The sequence below is a fragment of the Streptomyces sp. NPDC005820 genome, from assembly GCF_040630255.1.
Taxonomy (GTDB): Bacteria; Actinomycetota; Actinomycetes; order Streptomycetales; family Streptomycetaceae; genus Streptomyces.
Genome location: NZ_JBEXXE010000014.1, coordinates 142,743 through 162,863, shown reverse-complemented (window position 1 = coordinate 162,863; position 20,121 = coordinate 142,743). Strand labels below are relative to the sequence as shown.

Genomic DNA, 20,121 nt, shown 5'->3' with positions numbered 1-20,121 from the left:
ACCCTTTCCCAAGCTTGTGACCATGGCTGGGGAAGAAGGGCTGACCCGGTTCGGTACCGCCGGGTAGGGTGCGGACCCATGGGCGGCGAGAGCACGACACGTACGGCCCCGCGCAGCGGCGGTGGCACCAGCAGTGGCCCGGTGGGCAGCCGGACCGGACAGCGTCTGTCCGGCTTGGTCGTCGCACTGGGCCTCGCGCTGTTCCTGGGCGGTTTCGGCTGGGCGGCCCTGGTCTACCGGCCCTACACCGTGCCCACCAGCTCCATGAGCCCGACCATCGAGGCCGGCTCGAGAGTGCTGGCGCAGAAGGTGGACGGCGACGAGGTGCGCCGCGGTGACGTCGTCGTGTTCAGCGACAAGGCGTGGGTCAGCAACGCGCTCGTGGTCAAGCGCGTGGTCGCGGTCGGCGGCGACACCGTCGCCTGCTGCACCAACGGCAAGCTGACCGTCAACGGCAAGGAGATCGAGGAACCGTATCTGCCCGAGGGCAGCCTGGCCGAGATCCAGGACTTCCCGACCGTGACGGTCCCCGAGGGCCGGCTCTTCCTGCTGGGCGACGAACGGCAGGGCTCCCTGGACTCCACCGCCCACCTCACGGACGCGGCCCAGGGCACGGTGGCGCGCAGCGCGGTCAGGTCCCGGGTGGACGCCGTCGTCTTTCCGTGGAAGGGCATGCTGAAGAGCCCCACGGGCTTCAAGGCCCTGGGCACCCTGTCCCAGCCCGGCCCGCTGCGGATGATCCTCTGGACGATCGTCGGCGGCACCGTGCTGATCTTCGGCGGCGCCGCGTACGGCCCGATCGCCAAACGGACCTCGGGCCGCCGCCCCCGCACCCGGCCGGAGCCGGCCGGTGCCCGCTGAGACGGCGGAGGGGCCCTTCGGCCTCTCCGAGGCGGGTCTGCGCAAGGTCGCCCGGGTCGTCCTCCTCGACCCGGCGGACCGCATCCTGCTGCTGCACGGCCATGAACCGGACGATCCCGCCGACGACTGGTGGTTCACGCCCGGCGGTGGCGTGGAGGGCGACGAGACCCGTGAACAGGCCGCGCTGCGGGAACTCGCCGAGGAGACCGGCATCACCGAGGTCGAACTCGGCCCGGTGCTGTGGCGAAGGACCTGTTCCTTCCCGTTCGCCGGCCGCCGCTGGGACCAGGACGAGTGGTACTACCTGGCCCGTACGACGGTGACGGCCACCCGGGCCACGGCCCTGACCGAGCTGGAGCGGCGCAGTGTCTCCGGAGCGCGCTGGTGGACGTGTCAGGAACTGGGCCGGGCGCATGAGACGGTGTATCCGACCAGACTCGCCGAACTGCTGGGCAGGCTGCTAGACGAAGGTCCCCCGGCCAGACCCGTAACCCTCGACACGGAAATCGTCTAGAGGCCCACGGGACTGGCGCACAATGGGGGGATCGCACGGCTGAAGGGGAACATGCCATGAGCGCCGAGGACCTCGAGAAGTACGAGACCGAGATGGAGCTGAAGCTCTACCGGGAGTACCGCGATGTCGTCGGTCTGTTCAAATACGTGATCGAGACCGAGCGGCGCTTCTACCTGACCAACGACTACGAGATGCAGGTGCACTCGGTCCAGGGCGAGGTGTTCTTCGAGGTCTCGATGGCCGACGCCTGGGTGTGGGACATGTACCGACCGGCGCGGTTCGTGAAGCAGGTGCGGGTGCTCACGTTCAAGGACGTGAACATCGAGGAGCTGAACAAGAGCGACTTGGAGCTGCCGGGCAGCTGAGGTGTCCGGCTTGTGGGTGACGGAGTTATCCACAAGAGGTGACTCATCCACCAAGATCCACTTCTGTGGGGTGGGTGCGTGAGTGTGGGCGCCGGAGGTGGTGCCTGCATGAACGCACGACGTGCGATGGGCAAGTACGGCGAGGACGTGGCCGCGCGGCGGCTGTCCGTGGCCGGTATGACGATTCTGGAGCGCAACTGGCGCTGCGGCAGGACCGGCGAGATCGACATCGTCGCCCACGACGGGGACGTCCTCGTGGTCTGCGAGGTGAAGACCCGCAAGGGCGGCTCCTACGAGCACCCGATGGCCGCGGTGACCCCGCGAAAGGCCCGGCGGCTGCGGGACCTCGCGGAGCGCTGGATCCAGACCCATGGCGGCGCACCGCCCGGCGGCGTCCGCATCGACCTGGTCGGAGTCCTGCTCCCGGACCGCGGAGCACCCGTCGTGGAGCACGTACGGGGGGTGGCCTGAGATGGGGTTCGCGCGTACGTGCTCGGTGGCGCTGGTGGGCGTCGAGGGCGTCGTCGTCGAGGTCCAGGCGGACCTGGAGCCCGGCGTGGCGGCCTTCACCCTGGTGGGCCTGCCCGACAAGAGCCTGACGGAGAGCAGGGACCGGGTGCGGGCGGCGGTGGTGAACTCGGGCGACGAGTGGCCGCAGAAGAAACTCACCGTCGGACTCAGTCCCGCGTCGGTGCCGAAGGCCGGCAGCGGCTTCGACCTGGCCGTCGCCTGCGCGGTGCTGGGCGCGTCGGAACGGATCGACCCCCGGGTCCTCGCCGACATCGTGATGATCGGGGAGCTCGGGCTGGACGGCCGGGTACGCCCGGTCCGGGGCATCCTGCCCGCCGTGCTGGCCGCGGCGGAGGCGGGCTACGAACAGGTCGTCGTCCCCGAATGCGCGGCGGCCGAGGCCTCGCTGGTGCCGGGCGTCTCCGTGCTCGGGGTGCGCAGCCTGCGCCAGCTGATCGCGGTCCTCGCGGACGAACCCGTGCCCGAGGAGGAACCGGACGACCTGGGCCGCCCTGATCCCCTCCTCGCCGGTCTGCGCATGCCCGGCACGGGCGCGGCCACCGGCATGCACAGCCTCGGCGCCGCACAGCACGACCAGGGGCACGATCTGGCCGACGTGGTCGGACAGCGCTCGGCGCGCACAGCGGTGGAAGTCGCCGCCGCCGGCGGTCACCACCTCTTTCTCGAGGGCCCGCCGGGCGCGGGCAAGACCATGCTCGCGGAACGGCTGCCGGCCGTCCTGCCCGCTCTGACCAGGGAGGACTCCCTCGAAGTCACGGCGGTTCACTCGATCGCCGGGCTCCTGCCACCGGGCAAGCCGCTGATCGACGTGGCCCCGTACTGCGCCCCGCACCACTCGGCCACGATGCAGTCGCTGGTCGGCGGCGGACCGGGAATCGCCCGCCCCGGCGCCGTCTCCCTCGCGCATCGGGGCGTGCTGTTCCTGGACGAGGCCCCGGAATTCAGCACACAGACCCTCGACGCCCTGCGCCAGCCCCTGGAAGCAGGTCATGTCGTGATCGCCCGCAGTGCGGGCGTGGTGCGCTTCCCGGCGCGGTTCCTGATGGTGCTCGCCGCCAACCCCTGCCCCTGCGGCCGCTTCTCGCAGCGCGACACCCTGTGCGAGTGCCCGCCCTCGGCGATCCGCCGGTACCAGGCCCGGCTCTCCGGCCCGCTCCTCGACCGGGTCGATCTGCGGGTCGAGGTGGACCCCGTCGGCCGGCACGAGCTCGCTCACCGCGGTCCCGGAGGCGAGTCCACGGCGACGGTCGCCGACCGGGTCCGGGCCGCGCGCGAGCGTGCCGCGGCCCGGCTCGTCGACACCCCGTGGCGGACCAACAGCGAGGTGCCGGGACGGGAACTGCGCAGCCGCTGGCACGCGAGGTCCGGCGCGATGGACGAGGCCGAGCGGAACCTGGAGCGGGGCGTGCTCACCGCTCGCGGGCTCGATCGCGTCCTGCGGGTCGCCTGGACCGTCGCCGACCTCGTCGGCCACGACCGGCCCGACGCCACCGACGTCGCCCTGGCCCTGCAACTGCGGACAGGGGTGCCGCGCGGGGTGCCGATGGCTCTCGGAGCCCTGGCGTGAACAGCACCGGTGAGCCGGACCCCGTCCGGCTCGCCCGGGTCTTTCTCGGGCGGGTGCTCGAACCCGGGGACGAGGTCGGTGGGCGGTGGGTGCGGGAGTGGGGGGCTGTGGAGTTGGTGCGGCGGTTGCGGGAGGAAGGGCGGCCGCCCGCCGGGGTGAGCGAGCGGCGGTGGGAAGGGCTCAGGGCCCGGGCCGCGGCGGCCGAGCCGGCCCGGGATCTCGCGGTCGCCGAGGCCGCCGGGGTGCGGTTTCTGTGTCCCGGCGACGCGGAGTGGCCCAGGACCCTGGACGACCTCGGCGACGCCCGCCCGCTCGGACTGTGGGTGCGGGGCCGGCCCAGCCTGCGCATGTGGGGCCTCCGGTCCGTCGCCGTCGTCGGCGCCCGCGCCTGCACCGAGTACGGCGCCCACATGGCCGCCACCCTCGCCGCCGGCCTCGCCGAGCGCGGCTGGGTGGTCGTCTCCGGCGGGGCCTACGGCGTGGACGGCGCCGCCCACCGGGGCGCCCTCGGCGCCGGCGGCGCCACCGTCGCCGTCCTGGCCTGCGGGGTCGACCGGCCCTACCCGCGCGGCCACACCGAGCTGATCAACCGCATCGCCGAGCAGGGACTGGTCGTGGGCGAGCTGCCACCCGGCGACCATCCGACGCCCAGCAGATTCGTCCTGCGCAACCGGGTGATCGCCGCGCTCACCCGGGGCACCGTGGTCGTGGAGGCCGCCCACCGCAGCGGCTCCCTGGTCACCGCACGGGCGGCCCAGCGGCTCGGCCGGCACACCATGGGCGTCCCCGGCCCCGCCACCAGCGGACTCTCCGCCGGGGTGCACGAGCTGCTGCGCGGCGAGGCCGAACTGGTCACCGACGCCGCGGAGGTCGTCGAACTCGTCGGTGACATGGGCGAACTCGCCCCGGCCCGACGCGGCCCGGTACTCCCGCGCGACCTGCTGGAACCCGGCGCCCGCCGCGTCCTCGCGGCGCTCCCCGCCCGCCGCCCCGCGCACGCCGAGGAGATCGCCCGCGGCGCCGGAACCACCCCGGACGACGCGATCGCGAGACTGTACGAACTCAGAGCACTCGGTTACGTCGAACGACACGGCGACGGCTGGAAGTTGACACGCCAGGCGATCGCCTCCGTTCGAGGGGGTCCCCAGCCGTCCTGACCGAGCGTGTTCGGCCGTCCGGGGGAACGCCGAAGACCTTGGGATTTCCCGCAGTTGACGCCCCGCGGCGGTCACCCGGAGCGATCGCCGCGCCCCGGCGGGGCGGTCAGCGGAACGTATCTGCGTACCGGTGCCGACACGCCCTTCGCGCACCGCGACACCCCAGTCACGCTACGCTCACGAGGATTCCGGTACAGAACGGCAGTAGAGCGACTTCAGACCAGCAGGACACCCAGGTACCCCCGACTCCACGTACTTCACGGCAGAACGGCACAAGGCGACGAATGCCCCAGCACACCTCCGGGTCCGACCGGGCGGCGGTTCCCCCAGCCGCCCGCGACGGTGGCAGCGTGCGGCCGCCCGCTCCCTCGACGCTCGACGAGCTGTGGCGGTCGTACAAGGCGACCGGGGACGAGCGGCTGCGGGAGCAGCTGATCCTGCACTACTCGCCGCTGGTGAAGTACGTGGCGGGCCGGGTGAGCGTCGGTCTGCCGCCCAACGTGGAACAGGCCGACTTCGTCTCCTCGGGGATCTTCGGGCTGATCGACGCGATCGAGAAGTTCGACCTCGACCGGGAGATCAAGTTCGAGACGTACGCGATCACCCGGATCCGGGGCGCCATGATCGACGAGCTGCGGGCGCTCGACTGGATCCCGCGCTCCGTACGGCAGAAGGCGCGCAACGTCGAGCGGGCGTACGCGACGCTGGAGGCACGGCTGCGGCGGACCCCGACGGAGTGCGAGGTGGCCGCCGAGATGGGCATCGGCGTCGACGAGCTGCACGCGGTCTTCAGCCAGCTCTCGCTCGCCAACGTGGTCGCCCTGGAGGAACTGCTGCACGTCGGCGACGAGGGCGGCGACGGGCTCAGCTTCATGGACACCCTGGAGGACACCGCCGCGGACAACCCCGTGGAGGTGGCCGAGGACCGGGAACTGCGGCGGTTCCTGGCCAGGGCGATCAACACCCTGCCCGACCGGGAGAAGACCGTCGTCACGCTCTACTACTACGAGGGGCTGACCCTCGCCGAGATCGGGAACGTGCTGGGGGTGACCGAGAGCCGGGTCAGCCAGATCCACACCAAGTCGGTGCTCCAGCTGCGCGCGAAACTGGCGAGCTTCGGCCGCTGACCCGGCCGGACACGAACCGTGCGGGCTCGGTCACTCCCGTCGGGCGGTCCGCGTCCGTAAAGTGGTCGACGTGCCAAGGATTCGAGCGGCCTCCGTGGCCGAGCACCGGTCGATGCAGCGTGCCGCCCTGCTGGACGCGGCACGCTCCCTGCTGTCCGAGGGCGGGACCGAGGCCCTCACCTTCCCCGCCCTCGCCGAGCGGACGGGGCTCGCGCGCTCGTCCGTGTACGAGTACTTCCGGTCGCGGGCGGCCGTGGTCGAGGAGCTGTGCGAGGTCGACTTCCCCGTGTGGGCGGCGGAGGTCGAGGCGGCGATGGCCGCGGCGGACGGGCCCCGGGCCGAGGTCGAGGCCTATGTGCGGCGACAGTTGGCGCTGGTCGGGGACCGGCGGCACCGAGCCGTGGTGGCGATCTCCGCGAGTGAGCTGGACGCCGGGGCCCGGGAGAAGATCCGGGCCGCGCACGGGGGTCTGGTGGCGATGATCGTGGAAGCGCTGGGGGAGATGGGGCATGCGGAGCCCCGGCTGGCGGCGATGCTGGTGCAGGGGGTCGTGGACTCGGCCGTGCGCAGGATCGAGCTGGGCGCGGCGGAGGCGCCGGAGGCGATCACCGAGGCCGCCGTGCGGATGGTGCTGCGGGGCGTCTGCGGCTGAGCCGCGAGCGGGAGCAGCCGTGCCGGGCCTCTCCGCAGGAGCCGGGGCGGCAGCAGGTCGAGGGGGTTCAGGTAGGCCCGGGCCCGCCGCAGGCCCCAGTGCAGGCAGGTCGTCGTGCAGTGGGAGCCCGTGGGTTCCAGCTCGGCGATCACCTCGCCCGGGGTCACCTCGGCGCCCTTCCCGACCAGGGGCCGTACCGGCTCGTACGTCGTTCTGAGGTCCGTGCCCGTCAGTTCCACGGACACCACGCCCCGTCCCGCCACCCGGCCCGCGTACGACACGCGGCCCGCCGCCACCGCTCGTACCGGCGTGCCGGGCGCGGACGCCAGATCGACTCCGCGGTGGCCGCGTGCGTAGGGCGTCGGCGGGGGTTCCCAGGCGCGGAGCACCGGCGGGCGGGCGCCCACCGGCCAGGTCCGGGCGATCGCCGGGACCCGAGGAGGCGGCTCGGGCGGGCCGGGCGGGGGATCCGCCCAGGTCGGCGTCGTCGTCAGGGTGAGCAGCAGGAGCAGCAGCAGACAGATGCGGTGCGGCGCGTTCATGGGAGAACCGTCCCGCGAGCGCGCCGATCACGGCCGGGGCTGTGGACAACCCGCCGGTTGTGGAGAGCGGCGTCACCCGGTGCCCCGCCGGTCCCGTACACTTCTTCTGGCGATCCGGGTCACCGGGTCGACTTCGCACGCCCCGGTATCGGGGGCCGGCCACGGTCGGTTCTCCGGTATCCGCGCCCCTCGGTCCTTCGTGGCTCGGCGCACCGCGGGCGTCAGGCGCGGGAGCCGTCCGGCCCCCGCGGCACAACCGAGAAACCCAAGGAGAACGGCCATGGCCGTCGTCACGATGCGGGAGCTGCTGGAGAGCGGCGTCCACTTCGGTCACCAGACCCGTCGCTGGAACCCGAAGATGAAGCGCTTCATCTTCACCGAGCGCAACGGCATCTACATCATCGACCTGCTCCAGTCGCTGTCGTACATCGACCGCGCCTTCGAGTTCGTCAAGGAGACCGTCGCCCACGGCGGCACGGTCATGTTCGTCGGCACGAAGAAGCAGGCGCAGGAGGCCATCGCCGAGCAGGCCACCCGCGTCGGCATGCCCTACGTCAACCAGCGCTGGCTGGGCGGCATGCTCACCAACTTCTCGACCGTCTACAAGCGTCTGCAGCGCCTCAAGGAGCTCGAGCAGATCGACTTCGAGGACGTCGCCGCGTCCGGTCTGACCAAGAAGGAGCTTCTCGTGCTCTCGCGCGAGAAGGCCAAGCTGGAGAAGACCCTCGGTGGTATCCGCGAGATGTCCAAGGTTCCCAGCGCCGTCTGGATCGTGGACACCAAGAAGGAGCACATCGCGGTCGGCGAGGCCCGGAAGCTGAACATCCCGGTCGTCGCCATCCTCGACACGAACTGCGACCCCGACGAGGTCGACTACAAGATCCCGGGCAACGACGACGCGATCCGCTCCGTCACCCTGCTCACCCGTGTGATCGCCGACGCCGTCGCCGAGGGACTCATCTCCCGTTCCGGCGTCGCCACCGGCGACAAGGGTGAGAAGGCCGCGAGCGAGCCGCTCGCCGAGTGGGAGCGCGACCTGCTCGAGGGCGAGAAGAAGGCCGACGAGGCTCCGGCCGCCGAGGCCCCCGCCGCTGAGGCTCCCGCCGCCGAGGCTCCGGCCGCTGAGGCCGCCGCCGAGGCCCCGGCCGCAGAAGCCGCCGAAGCCGCCGAGGCCCCCGCCGAGGCTCCGGCCGCGGACGCCGAGCAGGCCTGACCGTCCAGCGTCACGGTTGACGGCGGGGGCGGCGACATCAAGTCCGCCCCCGCCGTTCACCCGTAGGTCGGCACAGAGTCGGAGAGCTACCGCCAACTGGAGTTCCCAGACCGTGCAGATCTTCGATCTTCCAGACTTCGAGAAAGATTCACAGACTCATGGCGAACTACACCGCCGCCGACGTCAAGAAGCTCCGTGAGCTCACCGGCGCCGGCATGATGGACTGCAAGAAGGCGCTGGACGAGGCCGAGGGCAACGTCGAGAAGGCCGTCGAGGCGCTCCGTATCAAGGGCCAGAAGGGCGTCGCCAAGCGCGAGGGCCGCTCCGCCGAGAACGGCGCAGTGGTCGCGATCATCGCCGACGACAACGCCTCCGGTGTCCTGGTCGAGCTGAAGTGCGAGACGGACTTCGTCGCCAAGGGCGAGAAGTTCCAGAGCGTCGCCAAGGCCATCGCCGAGCACGTCGCCGCGACCTCCCCGGCCGACCTCGAGGCGCTCCTCGCCTCCGAGATCGAGGCCGGCAAGACCGTCCAGGCGTACGTGGACGAGGCCAACGCCAACCTCGGCGAGAAGATCGTCCTGGACCGCTTCGCGCAGTTCAACGACGGTTTCGTCACCGCGTACCTGCACCGCACGATGCCCGACCTGCCCCCGCAGATCGGTGTCCTCGTCGAGCTCGACAAGCCGAACGCCGAGGTCGCCCGCGGCGTCGCCCAGCACATCGCCGCCTTCGCGCCGAAGTACCTCGCCAAGGAGGACGTGCCGGCCGAGGTCGTCGAGTCCGAGCGCCGCATCGCCGAGGAGACCACCCGCGCCGAGGGCAAGCCCGAGGCCGCGATCGCCAAGATCGTCGAGGGTCGTCTCAACGGCTTCTTCAAGGACGCGACGCTGCTCGGTCAGCCGTACGCGCTCGACAACAAGAAGTCCGTCCAGAAGGTCCTGGACGAGGCCGGTGTCGCCCTGAAGCGCTTCTCGCGCATCAAGGTCGGCATCTGAGTCCGTACCGCGACGGACGCCCGGCCCCTATAAGGTCGTAAGCAGTCGTCCCGGTACGCCGTCACGCGCGCGTGCGTGACGGACGACAGCAGATCTGACGAGGAGGCCATTGCCGCGCATGGGTTGCGAACGACACCCCACCGGCAATGGCCTTCTTCGTATGTGCACCACGTGAAAGAGGCGGGATCTCCCATGACCACCAAGGCCCAGAAGAACGACGACGGCACAGTACACGGCCGGTTTCTGCTGAAGCTGTCCGGTGAGGCATTCTCCGGCGGCGGGGGCCTGGGCGTGGACCCCGACGTGGTGCACAAGATCGCCCGTGAGATCGCGGCCGTGGTGCGGGACGGCGCCGAGATCGCCGTGGTCATCGGCGGCGGCAACTTCTTCCGCGGCGCCGAACTCCAGCAGCGCGGCATGGACCGGGCCCGCTCGGACTACATGGGCATGCTCGGCACGGTCATGAACTGCCTCGCCCTCCAGGACTTCCTGGAGAAGGAGGGCATCGACAGCCGCGTGCAGACCGCCATCACCATGGGGCAGGTCGCCGAGCCGTACATCCCGCTGCGCGCCGTACGCCACCTGGAGAAGGGGCGCGTGGTCATCTTCGGCGCCGGTATGGGCATGCCCTACTTCTCCACCGACACCACCGCCGCCCAGCGCGCCCTGGAGATCGACGCCCAGGCGCTGCTCATGGGCAAGAACGGGGTGGACGGCGTCTACGACTCCGACCCCAAGACCAACCCCGAGGCCGTCAAGTTCGACGCCCTCGGCTACGGCGAGGTCATCACGCGCGACCTCAAGGTCGCCGACGCCACCGCCATCACGCTGTGCCGCGACAACAAGCTCCCGATCCTCGTCTTCGAGCTTCTGGCGGAGGGCAATATCGCCCGCGCCGTCAAGGGTGAGAAGATCGGCACGCTGGTGGGTGAGCAGAGCAGCCGGGGCTGACCGGGAAAATCCCCGGGTTCGTACGACAACACCTGACCGGGGGACGGACCCTGGTCGGAGGATGGACAATGTCCTGCCGGTCGGGAACCGTGCAGGAAGAAGACGCGACGCAGCCGGCCGCCGCCACCGACAGTGAACTGCAGCCGGGCCTTACTCAAGACACGCAGGAGCAAGTGGTGATCGAAGAGACCCTCCTCGAGGCCGAGGAGAAGATGGAGAAGGCCGTCGTGGTCGCCAAGGAGGACTTCGCCGCGATCCGCACCGGTCGTGCGCACCCGGCGATGTTCAACAAGATCGTGGCCGACTACTACGGCGCGCTGACGCCGATCAACCAGTTGGCCTCGTTCTCCGTGCCGGAGCCGCGCATGGCGGTCGTGACCCCGTTCGACAAGACGGCGCTGCGCAACATCGAGCAGGCCATCCGCGACTCCGACCTGGGCGTCAACCCCAGCAACGACGGCAACATCATCCGTGTGGTGTTCCCCGAGCTCACCGAGGAGCGCCGCCGGGACTACATCAAGGTCGCCAAGGGCAAGGCCGAGGACTCCCGGGTGTCCATCCGTTCCGTGCGCCGCAAGGCCAAGGACGCGATCGACAAGCTCGTCAAGGACGGCGAGGTCGGCGAGGACGAGGGCCGCCGTGCGGAGAAGGAGCTCGACGACACCACCGCGAAGTACGTCGCTCAGGTGGACGAGCTCCTCAAGCACAAGGAAGCGGAGCTGCTCGAGGTCTGATGAACGACTCTTCCTGGGGCTCTCCGCCACCAGCCGGGACACAGGCCGGGTACTGGGGGCCCACCGACCAGGGGGCCTACCAGGGGCCTGTCCAGGGGGCCGCCCCGGCGGGTCCCCCGTACGATGCGCCTGAGGCGCAGCACACTCGCCCCATGCCCATCGTCCCCGACGTACCCGCGCACGGCGGAAACCAGGATGACGACCCGGGGGCCGCTCGGCTGGGCGGCCCCTCGTTCCGCGACGAGGCGTACCGCTCCATGGCGCCCGACCAGGCGTCCTTCGGTGCGGAGACGTTCCGCCACGAGACCCCGTCGGCACAGCCCCCCGCGGCGGTGCCGCAGAATCCGGATCACATGCCCGACGCCCCGCACCCCGCGCCCGCACCGCAGAAGAAGAGCGCGGGCCGAGACCTGGGCGCGGCCATAGGGGTCGCGGTCGGCCTCGGTACGGTGATCGTCGCGTCGCTGTTCATCGTCAAGGCCGTGTTCGTCGGCGTCATAGCGGTCGCCGTCGTCGTGGGTCTGTGGGAACTGACCAGCAGGCTGCAGGAGCGCAAGCAGATCAAGGCGCCGCTCGTGCCGCTCGCGCTCGGCGGCGCCGCGATGGTCATCGCCGGATATGTCCGGGGGCCCGAGGGGGCCTGGGTCGCCATGGCCCTGACCGCGCTGGCGGTCCTGGTCTGGCGGATGACGGAACCGCCCGAGGGCTACCTCAAGGACGTCACGGCCGGCGTCTTCGCGGCGTTCTACGTCCCCTTCCTGGCCACCTTCGTCGCCCTGATGCTCACCGCGGACGACGGTCCGCAGCGCGTGCTGATGTTCTTCCTCCTCACGGTCGTCAGCGACACCGGTGCGTACGCCGTCGGCTGGCGCTTCGGCAAGCACAAGCTGGCCCCGCGCATCAGCCCCGGCAAGACCCGTGAGGGACTGCTGGGCGCGGTGTCGTTCGCGATGGTCGTGGGCGCGCTGTGCATGGAGTTCCTGATCGACGGCGGCAGCTGGTGGCAGGGTCTGCTGCTGGGCCTCGCGGTCGCGGCCAGCGCCACGCTCGGCGACCTCGGCGAGTCCATGATCAAGCGGGACCTGGGCATCAAGGACATGGGCACGCTGCTGCCGGGCCACGGCGGCATCATGGACCGGCTGGACTCCCTGCTCCCGACGGCTCCGGTCGTCTGGCTGCTGCTCGTGCTGTTCGTGGGCTCCGGCTGACCGGCGACCCACGCGCGCAGCTCGCGGGCCCCCGTCCTGAACGACCAGGACGGGGGCCCGCCGCCTTTACCCGAGGGCCGGCCGAGTGGGACGATTTCCCCTGGAAGTCCCGAAAGATCCCTCTTCCCGGGAATGTCATGAAAGGGGATGGGCATCATGTCCGGCTTCCGTGAATCGATCGACGTGGACCGCAGCCCCGACGATGTGTGGGCGTACCTCATCGACCCGTCCCATCTGCCCGAATGGCAGGCGAGCGCGGTATCGGCCGAGCAGCTCGACCCCGGCCCGGTCCAGGTCGGCTCCCGGCTGCGCATCACCCGCCACGTAGGCCGTCGGGAGATCCCGATGACCATGGAGTACACCGAGTACGACCCTCCGCACGCCTGGGGCCTGCAGGGCGTCGACGGTCCGATCCGCGGCCATGTCCACGGCGAGATCACCCCGCTCGGCGCCGGCGACCGCTCCCGCGTGACCATGGAACTCGACTTCGAGGGCAAGGGCATCGGCAAGGTCCTTCTTCCCCTGGTCGTCCGCCCTCAGGTCCGCAAGGAGCTCCCGCTCAACGAACGACTTCTGAAGGACCGACTGGAGCACCGGACGGCATAGTGCGCGTCCCTGACATGCCCCGCCACTCTCGCGGCAATGCCAGGACCCTGCCGGCTGTGGAAAGGCACCGGCAGGGGCCTGTTGCGAGGGGAGCTCGCACTTCGGCCGGGCCGCAGCTTCAGTCCGGAATCTCTCCCTCGGAGATCAAGGTCTGGTTCCGGTTCGTCCCGCGTGAGGGCTGGCTCCAGCAGGACACGGAGGGTCTGTGGGCGACGCGGCTCGGTGCGGACACGGCCAGGATCCGGAACGCTCCGTTCCTCCAGAACGGCGTGGCCGAGGGTGACGTCGTCCAGTTTCGGACCGATACCGACGGGCCGCACTGGGCCATCGGGCGGGTCCGTTCCGCGGGCAATCGCACGATCGGTGGCCCTCACGGCACCGGCACCGACGCGTGGTGGAGCGCATAAAGGACCCCGGCGACCGGCAACGACCTGCAGAGACCACCGCTCACGGCACGCGGCGCAGGTCACACGATTCGATCTGCGACACTGGTACAGCCATGCCTAAGCCCGGAGAACTCACTTTTGTCGCGCCGCGCGGAGCCAAGAAGCCGCCGCGGCATCTTGCCGATCTCTCGCCTGCGGAGCGGAAGGACGTCGTCGCGGAGATCGGTGAGAAGCCGTTCCGTGCCAAGCAGCTCTCGCAGCACTACTTCGCGCGGTACGCGCACGACCCGGCGGAGTGGACCGACATCCCCGCCGGTGCGCGGGAGAAGCTGCGGGAGGCGCTGCTGCCCGAGCTGATGACCGTCGTACGGCATCTGTCGACCGACGCGGGCACCACCCGCAAGACGCTGTGGCGGCTGTTCGACGGCACGCTCGTCGAGTCGGTGCTGATGCGGTACCCGGACCGGGTCACGATGTGCATCAGCTCGCAGGCGGGCTGCGGGATGAACTGCCCGTTCTGTGCGACCGGGCAGGCCGGGCTGGACCGGAACCTGTCCACCGCCGAGATCGTGCACCAGATCGTGGACGGGATGCGGGCGCTCAGGGACGGGGACGTCCCGGGCGGGCCGGCGCGGCTGTCCAACATCGTCTTCATGGGGATGGGGGAGCCGCTCGCCAACTACAAGCGGGTCGTCACCGCGATCCGGGCCCTCACCGATCCCGCTCCGGACGGCCTCGGGCTGTCGCAGCGCGGGATCACCGTCTCGACGGTCGGGCTCGTGCCCGCCATCCACCGGTTCGCCGACGAGGGCTTCAAGTGCCGGCTCGCGATCTCGCTGCACGCGCCGGACGACGAGCTGCGCGACACCCTCGTCCCCGTGAACACGCGCTGGAAGGTGCGTGAGGTGCTCGATGCCGGATTCGACTACGTGGAGAAGTCGGGACGGCGGCTGTCCATCGAGTACGCGCTGATCCGTGACATCAACGACCAGGCCTGGCGTGGGGACCGGCTCGGGCGGCTGCTCCGGGGCAAGCCCGTGCATGTCAACCTCATCCCGCTGAACCCGACCCCGGGCTCGAAGTGGACGGCCTCCCGGCCCGAGGACGAGAAGGCGTTCGTCGAGGCCATCGCGGCGCACGGGGTGCCCGTCACCGTCCGGGACACCCGTGGCCAGGAGATCGACGGAGCCTGTGGTCAGCTTGCGGCCACCGAGCGGTAAAATCTGGCCACGTCATATCTTCATATTCCGACAGGGGAGCGCCACAGCGCTGAGAGTGCGGCAATCGGGCCGCAGACCCTCTGAACCTCGCCCAGGTCATTCTGGGTAGGAAGTTCGGTCATCGCTCAAGCTGTTGTGCCCTGTCCGGGCGTCCCCCGGGCAGGGCCGCGTTCTTCCTGGCCAACCCCAGGAGGACATCCAGTGCACATCAAGACCTTCGTGGCGGCGACGGTCGGCCTCGGCCTCGTCACGCTGTCCGCATGCGGGTCGTCCGACGCCAAGAGCTCGTCGAGTTCGTCGGACTCCAAGACCGTCACCCTCGTCAGCCATGACTCATGGGCCGCCTCCAAGAGCGTGCTCGCCGACTTCGAGAAGCAGTCCGGGTACAAGGTCAAGGTCCTCACGGACGGCGACGCGGGCCAGGCCGTCAACAAGGCCATCCTGACCAAGGACAACCCGCAGGGCGATGTCTTCTTCGGCGTCGACAACACCCTGCTGTCGCGTGCCCTCGACAACGGTCTCTTCCAGTCGTACGAGGCCAAGGGGCTCGACCAGGTCGGCAGCGCGTACCAGCTGGACGCCGGTAAGCACCGGGTCACGCCCATCGACTACGGCGACATCTGCGTCAACTACGACAAGAAGTACTTCGCCGACCACAAGCTCGCTCTGCCGACGTCGTACGACGATCTGATCAAGCCCGCGTACAAGAACCTCCTCGTCACCGAGAACGCCTCCACCTCCTCCCCGGGCCTCGGCTTCCTGCTCGGCACGGCCGCGCAGTACGGCGACGACGGGTGGGCGGGCTACTGGAAGAAGCTCAAGGCCAACGGGGTGAAGGTGGTCGACGGCTGGGAGCAGGCCTACAACGAGGAGTTCTCCGGTTCCGCCGGCGGCAAGAAGGCGGGGGCCGACCGGCCGCTCGTCGTGTCGTACGCCTCCTCCCCGCCCGCCGAGGTGATCTACGGCGACCCCAAGCCCAGCACCGCCCCGACCGGCGTCGCGAACGGGACCTGCTTCCGGCAGATCGAGTTCGCGGGGCTGCTGAGCAACGCGAGGAACAGCGCGGGCGGCAAGGCGCTCATCGACTTCCTGATCTCCAAGGAGTTCCAGGAGGACATGCCGCTCAACATGTTCGTCTACCCGGTGGTCGAGGGCGCGAGCGTGCCCGCCGAGTTCACGAAGTACGGGCCCGCCGCCAAGGACCCCGAGACCATGGACCCGGCGAAGATCGCCGAGAACCGCGACCAGTGGGTCAAGTCGTGGACCTCGCTCGTACTGAAGTGACCAAGGCGGCCGGACGGCCTTCCGGGAGCGCGGCGCGGCTCGGCCTGATGGCCCTGCCCGTCGCGTTCTTCGGGCTCTTCTTCGCCTATCCCGTCGCCGCGATCGTCGCCCGTGGGCTCAAGGTCGACGGGGCGTGGCAGCTCGGGCGGGTCGTCGACGTCCTGGGCCAGTCCGACATCCGGCACGTCCTGTGGTTCACCACCTGGCAGGCCGTCGCCTCCACCGTGCTCACGCTGCTGGTGGCGCTGCCGGGCGCGTATGTCTTCGCGCGTCTGGACTTCCCGGGCAAGCAGGTGCTGCGGGCCGTTGTGACGGTGCCGTTCGTGCTGCCGACGGTCGTCGTCGGCAGCGCGTTCCTCGCACTCGTCGGGCGCGGCGGTCTGCTGGACGACCTGTGGGGCGTACGGCTGGACACGACCGTGTGGGCGATCCTGCTCGCGCACGTCTTCTTCAACTACGCCGTCGTCGTACGGACCGTCGGCGGGCTCTGGGCGCAGCTCGACCCCCGGCAGGAGGAGGCCGCGCGGATGCTGGGCGCGTCCCGGCTGCGGGCCTGGCGCACGGTGACCCTGCCCGCCCTCGGACCGGCCGTGGCCGCCGCCGCGCTGATGGTCTTCCTCTTCACCTTCACCTCCTTCGGGGTGGTCCAGATCCTCGGCGGGCCCACCTTCTCCACCCTGGAGGTGGAGATCTACCGGCAGACCTCCGAGATCTTCGACCTGTCCACGGCGGCCGTCCTGACGATCGTGCAGTTCGGAGCCGTGGGCGCGATTCTCGCCGTACACGCGTGGACCGTACGGCGGCGGGAGACCGCGCTGCGGCTGGTGGACGCGAACCTCACCGCGCGACGGCCGCGCGGGGCCGGGCAGTGGGCGCTGCTGGGCGGGGTGCTCGTGAGCATCGCGCTGCTGCTCGTGCTGCCGCTGGCCGTGCTGGTGCAACGGTCCCTCGACGCACCGGACTTCGCCTACTACCGGGCGCTGACCAGTGAGGACGGCAATGTCTTCCTGGTGCCGCCGATCGAGGCGATCGGCAACTCGCTGGAGTACGCCGTCGCCGCGACCGCGATCGCGGTGGTGATCGGCGGGCTCGCCGCGGCGGCGCTCACCCGGCGCGATGCGGGCCGCCTGGTGCGGGGCTTCGACGCGCTGCTGATGCTGCCGCTGGGCGTGTCGGCGGTGACCGTCGGCTTCGGGTTCCTGATCACGCTGGACGAGCCTCCGCTGGATCTGCGCGCCAGTTGGATCCTGGTCCCGCTCGCCCAGGCGCTGGTCGGGGTCCCCTTCGTCGTACGGACCATGCTGCCCGTGCTGCGGGCGGTGGACCAGCGGCTGCGGGAGGCGGCGTCGGTGCTGGGGGCGTCGCCGTGGCGGGTGTGGCGGGAGGTGGATCTGCCGATGGTGCGGCGGGCGCTGCTGGTGGCGGCCGGGTTCGCCTTCGCGGTGTCGCTGGGGGAGTTCGGGGCGACCGTGTTCATCGCGCGGCCCGACAACCCGACGCTGCCGGTGGCGGTGGCGCGGCTGCTGGGGCGGGCCGGTGAGCTCAACTACGGGCAGGCGATGGCCCTGTCGACGATTCTGATGCTGGTGTGCGCGGTGGCCCTGCTGGTGCTGGAGCGGCTGCGGACCGACCGGACGGGGGAGTTCTGATGCTGCTGGGGCTTGAGGCCGCCACCGTGCGGTTCGGCGGGAGGGCGGTGCTCGACGGCGTGGATCTGGAGGTCGGCGAGCACGAGGTGGTGTGTGTGCTCGGGCCGAGCGGGAGCGGCAAGTCGACGCTGCTGCGGGCGGTCGCCGGGCTCCAGCCCCTCGACTCCGGCCGGGTGCTGCTCGACGGGCGCGACCAGACGGGGGTGCCCGCGCACAAGCGGGAGCTGGGGCTGATGTTCCAGGACCATCAGCTGTTCCCGCAGCGCGACGTCGGCGGCAATGTGGCGTTCGGGCTGCGCATGCGGGGCGCGTCCAAGAAGGAACAGGGCGAGCGGGTAAGGGAGTTGCTGGACCTCGTCGGACTCCCGGGTGCCGCCGGCCGGGCGGTCGCCGCGCTCTCCGGCGGCGAACAGCAGCGCGTCGCGCTCGCCCGGGCCCTCGCGCCCCGCCCCCGGCTGCTGATGCTGGACGAGCCGCTCGGCCAGCTGGACCGCTCGCTGCGGGAGCGGCTGGTGGTGGAACTCCGGGAACTCTTCGATCGTTTGGGCACCACGGTCCTCGCGGTCACCCACGACCAGGGCGAGGCGTTCGCGCTCGCCGACCGGGTGGTGGTGATGCGGGACGGGCGGATCGCCCAGTCCGGTACGCCCCTTGAGGTGTGGCAGCGGCCGGCGGACGCGTTCGTCGCGCGGTTCCTCGGCTTCGAGAACGTCGTGGAGGCGAACGTCACCGGCGAGGTCGCGGTCACGCCCTGGGGCAAGGTGCCGGTGCCGGGGGGCTCCCCGCAGGGCCCGCGCACGCTGCTCGTCCGCCCCGCCGGTGTCCGCCTCGTCCCCGCCGACGAGGGCCTGCCCTGCACGGTCGCCGCCCGCACCTTCAAGGGCACGCATGTCGCCGTACATCTCCAGCCGGAGGGCGCGCCACGGCTCGAGGCGGCGTGCGCGCTGCGGGACGCGCCGGAGGCGGGGGACACGGCCGGGGTGACGTTCGACGCGGCGGAAACGGTGGTGCTGGACTGAGAAGGGTACGGCCCGCCCCGGGGAGGGACGGGCCGTGGTGGTGCGGGTGTCAGCGGTTGCCGGAGCCCCGGCGGCGCATGCCGAAGAAGACCGCGCCGCCGCCGATGACGACGAGCACGGCGGCGACGCCGGCGATGAGGCCGGTGTTGGAGGCGCCGGTCTCGGCGAGGTTGGACTCCTGGGCCGCGGGCGAGGGGGCGTTGCTCGCGGAGGGCACCGTGTTGTCGTCCGACGAGTCCGACGAGTCCGAGGGGCTCGGGGAGGCCGTGTCGGCCGGGGTGGACGGGGTGCTCGACGGCGTCCCGGACTCCGACTCGGAGGCGCTCGGGGACGGCGAGGTGGTGTCGTCGTCCGTCTTGCAGGCCTCGGCCGGAGTGGTCAGGTTGCCCTCGATGTCCTCGTCGACGAGGACCTTCTTGTTCTTGATGGCCTTGACGTGGATCCGGTACACCGCGCCCGGCGCCCAGTCCTCGTCGAAGGTGATGGTGACGCCCTTCTTGGAGCCCTCGACCGTCTGCTCGCCGACCTGGCGGAGGTCGGCGCCGTTGTTCTCCAGGAAGACGGTGACGACGGCCGGGGTGCCCGACGGGTCCTTGTCGGTGACGGTGATGACACCCTTCGTGCCGTCACAGCCGGCAGCGGCGGAGAACTCACCTATCTCGCAGGCCAGCGCATTGCCGGCGGCGCTGAGCGCGAGGGCGGCGGAAGCGGCGGTGACACCGAGGAAACGCACCGAACGAGCGGCGGTACGGCGGGAAAGGGACACGTTTGTCCTTTACGGGGAAGCGCAACTGCGGGGGGTGGAGGGGGAGATGGCGCCCCCGGTGATGCCGAGTGCGTCACCATCCCCAGCAGACTCACAGGTCTATAAGCGTTCCATAAGAAGTGTCAATGCGGGGAACGCTCCCAGCGGTTGGCTTTGCCCGCTTATTAACCAGCGGGATGTTTCAACGCCGTTACGGCCTGCTCGATCCGGTCAAGGAGGGCGATACGGGACCCGCCGGACGGCTGGGTGGGTCAGCTCTCGACGGCCGACGGGTCCATCCAGACGATTTCCCAGGTGTGGCCGTCGAGGTCGTCGAAGGAACGGCCGTACATGAAGCCCATGTCCTGCGTCTGCCCGCTGGTGGTGGCGCCGAGGGCGAGCGCGCGGTCGACCAGCTCGTCGACCTTCTCGCGGCTCTCGGAGCTCAGCGCGACGAGGACCTCGCTGGTCTTCGTGGCGTCCGCGATCTCCTTCTTGGTGAAGGTCGCGTAGAACGGCTTGGTGAGCAGCATCGCGACGATCGTGTCGCTGATCACCACGGAGGCCGCGTTGGCGTCGCTGAACTGGGGGTTGATCGAGTAGCCCAGCTCGGTGAAGAACTTCTTGGAGGCGTCGAGGTCGTTCACGGGCAGGTTGATGAAGATCATCTGCTGGTACGCGGGGGCGGTCATCGGTCTCTCCCGTCGAGGGCGTCGTGTGCTGTTCGTGGGGGTAGACCGGGGGTTCGCGCGGAACTCATCGGTGGCGCGATCTTTTTTCGTGCGCGTCGTGTAC

General features: G+C 70.6%; 20 protein-coding genes, 2 pseudogenes and 1 riboswitch. Of the genes and pseudogenes, 19 read left to right on the top strand and 3 right to left on the bottom strand.

Annotated features, from left to right (window positions below; translation table 11 throughout):
* Positions 1–78: 78 nt before the first annotated feature.
* The 8 genes from lepB to ABZ464_RS19205 all read left to right on the top strand — a co-directional run bounded on the left by lepB (position 79) and on the right by ABZ464_RS19205 (position 6,774).
* Positions 79–861: a signal peptidase I gene (gene lepB / locus ABZ464_RS19240; RefSeq protein WP_359278351.1), complete on the top strand. Its 783-nt coding sequence runs from the start codon at positions 79–81 to the stop codon at positions 859–861.
* Entirely contained in the window at positions 851–1,375 is a 525-nt protein-coding gene (locus tag ABZ464_RS19235; protein ID WP_359278348.1) for an NUDIX hydrolase, read from the top strand. Before lepB ends, ABZ464_RS19235 begins: the two co-directional genes overlap by 11 nt.
* Positions 1,376–1,431: 56 nt before the next feature.
* Positions 1,432–1,740 carry a DUF2469 domain-containing protein gene (locus ABZ464_RS19230; RefSeq protein ID WP_005311352.1) on the top strand — a complete coding sequence of 103 codons (309 nt, stop codon included), beginning with the start codon at positions 1,432–1,434 and terminating at the stop codon, positions 1,738–1,740.
* Positions 1,741–1,848: 108 nt separating this feature from the next.
* Positions 1,849–2,211, top strand: a complete 363-nt coding sequence (locus tag ABZ464_RS19225; protein ID WP_359278345.1) for a YraN family protein — start codon at positions 1,849–1,851, stop codon at positions 2,209–2,211.
* Between the two features lies 1 nt (position 2,212).
* The gene (locus ABZ464_RS19220) at positions 2,213–3,838 is read left to right on the top strand and encodes a YifB family Mg chelatase-like AAA ATPase (protein WP_359278342.1); all 1,626 of its coding nucleotides are present in this window, start codon (positions 2,213–2,215) and stop codon (positions 3,836–3,838) included.
* Positions 3,835–4,995, top strand: a complete 1,161-nt coding sequence (dprA, locus tag ABZ464_RS19215) for a DNA-processing protein DprA (RefSeq protein WP_359278339.1) — start codon at positions 3,835–3,837, stop codon at positions 4,993–4,995. The genes ABZ464_RS19220 and dprA overlap by 4 nt, the downstream gene beginning before the upstream one ends.
* 284 nt (positions 4,996–5,279) lie before the next feature.
* Positions 5,280–6,122 carry an RNA polymerase sigma factor WhiG gene (whiG, locus tag ABZ464_RS19210; RefSeq protein WP_359278336.1) on the top strand — a complete coding sequence of 281 codons (843 nt, stop codon included), beginning with the start codon at positions 5,280–5,282 and terminating at the stop codon, positions 6,120–6,122.
* A gap of 94 nt (positions 6,123–6,216) precedes the next feature.
* Positions 6,217–6,774, top strand: a complete 558-nt coding sequence (locus tag ABZ464_RS19205) for a helix-turn-helix domain-containing protein (protein ID WP_359278522.1) — start codon at positions 6,217–6,219, stop codon at positions 6,772–6,774.
* Positions 6,775–6,779: 5 nt separating this feature from the next.
* Here ABZ464_RS19205 and ABZ464_RS19200 read toward each other — a convergent pair.
* Positions 6,780–7,268, bottom strand: a pseudogene (locus ABZ464_RS19200) (M23 family metallopeptidase); the annotation flags it as partial.
* Positions 7,269–7,596: 328 nt separating this feature from the next.
* Here ABZ464_RS19200 and rpsB point away from each other — a divergent pair.
* From rpsB to ABZ464_RS19145, 11 genes and pseudogenes are all read left to right on the top strand, one after another.
* The gene (rpsB, locus tag ABZ464_RS19195; RefSeq protein ID WP_359278333.1) at positions 7,597–8,529 is read left to right on the top strand and encodes a 30S ribosomal protein S2; all 933 of its coding nucleotides are present in this window, start codon (positions 7,597–7,599) and stop codon (positions 8,527–8,529) included.
* A gap of 158 nt (positions 8,530–8,687) precedes the next feature.
* Positions 8,688–9,524 carry a translation elongation factor Ts gene (tsf, locus tag ABZ464_RS19190; RefSeq protein ID WP_359278330.1) on the top strand — a complete coding sequence of 279 codons (837 nt, stop codon included), beginning with the start codon at positions 8,688–8,690 and terminating at the stop codon, positions 9,522–9,524.
* A gap of 192 nt (positions 9,525–9,716) precedes the next feature.
* The gene (pyrH, locus tag ABZ464_RS19185) at positions 9,717–10,475 is read left to right on the top strand and encodes a UMP kinase (RefSeq protein WP_359278327.1); all 759 of its coding nucleotides are present in this window, start codon (positions 9,717–9,719) and stop codon (positions 10,473–10,475) included.
* Between the two features lie 176 nt (positions 10,476–10,651).
* A complete protein-coding gene (gene frr / locus ABZ464_RS19180; RefSeq protein WP_055633754.1) occupies positions 10,652–11,209 on the top strand; it encodes a ribosome recycling factor in 558 nt (185 codons plus the stop codon).
* Positions 11,209–12,417, top strand: coding sequence for a phosphatidate cytidylyltransferase (locus ABZ464_RS19175; RefSeq protein WP_359278324.1), 1,209 nt, complete (start codon positions 11,209–11,211; stop codon positions 12,415–12,417). Before frr ends, ABZ464_RS19175 begins: the two co-directional genes overlap by 1 nt.
* A gap of 156 nt (positions 12,418–12,573) precedes the next feature.
* The gene (locus ABZ464_RS19170; RefSeq protein ID WP_359278321.1) at positions 12,574–13,023 is read left to right on the top strand and encodes an SRPBCC family protein; all 450 of its coding nucleotides are present in this window, start codon (positions 12,574–12,576) and stop codon (positions 13,021–13,023) included.
* Between the two features lie 128 nt (positions 13,024–13,151).
* Positions 13,152–13,385 (top strand): annotated as a pseudogene (locus ABZ464_RS19165) (DUF4265 domain-containing protein); the annotation flags it as partial.
* Between the two features lie 137 nt (positions 13,386–13,522).
* Positions 13,523–14,629 (top strand): 23S rRNA (adenine(2503)-C(2))-methyltransferase RlmN, encoded by a 1,107-nt coding sequence (rlmN, locus tag ABZ464_RS19160; RefSeq protein ID WP_359278319.1) that lies wholly within the window; start codon positions 13,523–13,525, stop codon positions 14,627–14,629.
* Between the two features lie 22 nt (positions 14,630–14,651).
* Positions 14,652–14,759: riboswitch (TPP riboswitch) on the top strand.
* Positions 14,760–14,830: 71 nt separating this feature from the next.
* Positions 14,831–15,913, top strand: a complete 1,083-nt coding sequence (locus ABZ464_RS19155) for a thiamine ABC transporter substrate-binding protein (RefSeq protein WP_359278316.1) — start codon at positions 14,831–14,833, stop codon at positions 15,911–15,913.
* Positions 15,889–17,562, top strand: a complete 1,674-nt coding sequence (locus ABZ464_RS19150) for an iron ABC transporter permease (RefSeq protein ID WP_359278314.1) — start codon at positions 15,889–15,891, stop codon at positions 17,560–17,562. The genes ABZ464_RS19155 and ABZ464_RS19150 overlap by 25 nt, the downstream gene beginning before the upstream one ends.
* Complete coding sequence (locus tag ABZ464_RS19145; RefSeq protein WP_359278311.1) at positions 17,562–18,581, top strand: ABC transporter ATP-binding protein; 1,020 nt, start codon at positions 17,562–17,564, stop codon at positions 18,579–18,581. Before ABZ464_RS19150 ends, ABZ464_RS19145 begins: the two co-directional genes overlap by 1 nt.
* Before the next feature lie 49 nt (positions 18,582–18,630).
* Here ABZ464_RS19145 and ABZ464_RS19140 read toward each other — a convergent pair whose 3' ends face one another.
* Positions 18,631–19,347, bottom strand: coding sequence for an LAETG motif-containing sortase-dependent surface protein (locus tag ABZ464_RS19140; RefSeq protein ID WP_359278308.1), 717 nt, complete (start codon positions 19,345–19,347; stop codon positions 18,631–18,633).
* Between the two features lie 251 nt (positions 19,348–19,598).
* Positions 19,599–20,018 (bottom strand): VOC family protein, encoded by a 420-nt coding sequence (locus ABZ464_RS19135; RefSeq protein WP_359278305.1) that lies wholly within the window; start codon positions 20,016–20,018, stop codon positions 19,599–19,601.
* Between the last annotated feature and the right edge of the window lie 103 nt (positions 20,019–20,121).

Excerpts from the sequence above, each read along its gene's own strand:
- lepB (WP_359278351.1), top strand. The coding sequence starts at position 79 with ATGGGCGGCGAGAGCACGACACGTACGGCCCCGCGCAGCGGCGGTGGC.
- ABZ464_RS19230 (WP_005311352.1), top strand. The coding sequence starts at position 1,432 with ATGAGCGCCGAGGACCTCGAGAAGTACGAGACCGAGATGGAGCTGAAG.
- ABZ464_RS19225 (WP_359278345.1), top strand. The coding sequence starts at position 1,849 with ATGAACGCACGACGTGCGATGGGCAAGTACGGCGAGGACGTGGCCGCG.
- ABZ464_RS19220 (WP_359278342.1), top strand. The coding sequence starts at position 2,213 with ATGGGGTTCGCGCGTACGTGCTCGGTGGCGCTGGTGGGCGTCGAGGGC.
- whiG (WP_359278336.1), top strand. The coding sequence starts at position 5,280 with ATGCCCCAGCACACCTCCGGGTCCGACCGGGCGGCGGTTCCCCCAGCC.
- rpsB (WP_359278333.1), top strand. The coding sequence starts at position 7,597 with ATGGCCGTCGTCACGATGCGGGAGCTGCTGGAGAGCGGCGTCCACTTC.
- tsf (WP_359278330.1), top strand. The coding sequence starts at position 8,688 with ATGGCGAACTACACCGCCGCCGACGTCAAGAAGCTCCGTGAGCTCACC.
- pyrH (WP_359278327.1), top strand. The coding sequence starts at position 9,717 with ATGACCACCAAGGCCCAGAAGAACGACGACGGCACAGTACACGGCCGG.
- ABZ464_RS19175 (WP_359278324.1), top strand. The coding sequence starts at position 11,209 with ATGAACGACTCTTCCTGGGGCTCTCCGCCACCAGCCGGGACACAGGCC.
- ABZ464_RS19170 (WP_359278321.1), top strand. The coding sequence starts at position 12,574 with ATGTCCGGCTTCCGTGAATCGATCGACGTGGACCGCAGCCCCGACGAT.
- rlmN (WP_359278319.1), top strand. The coding sequence starts at position 13,523 with ATGCCTAAGCCCGGAGAACTCACTTTTGTCGCGCCGCGCGGAGCCAAG.
- ABZ464_RS19145 (WP_359278311.1), top strand. The coding sequence starts at position 17,562 with ATGCTGCTGGGGCTTGAGGCCGCCACCGTGCGGTTCGGCGGGAGGGCG.
- ABZ464_RS19135 (WP_359278305.1), bottom strand. The coding sequence starts at position 20,018 with ATGACCGCCCCCGCGTACCAGCAGATGATCTTCATCAACCTGCCCGTG.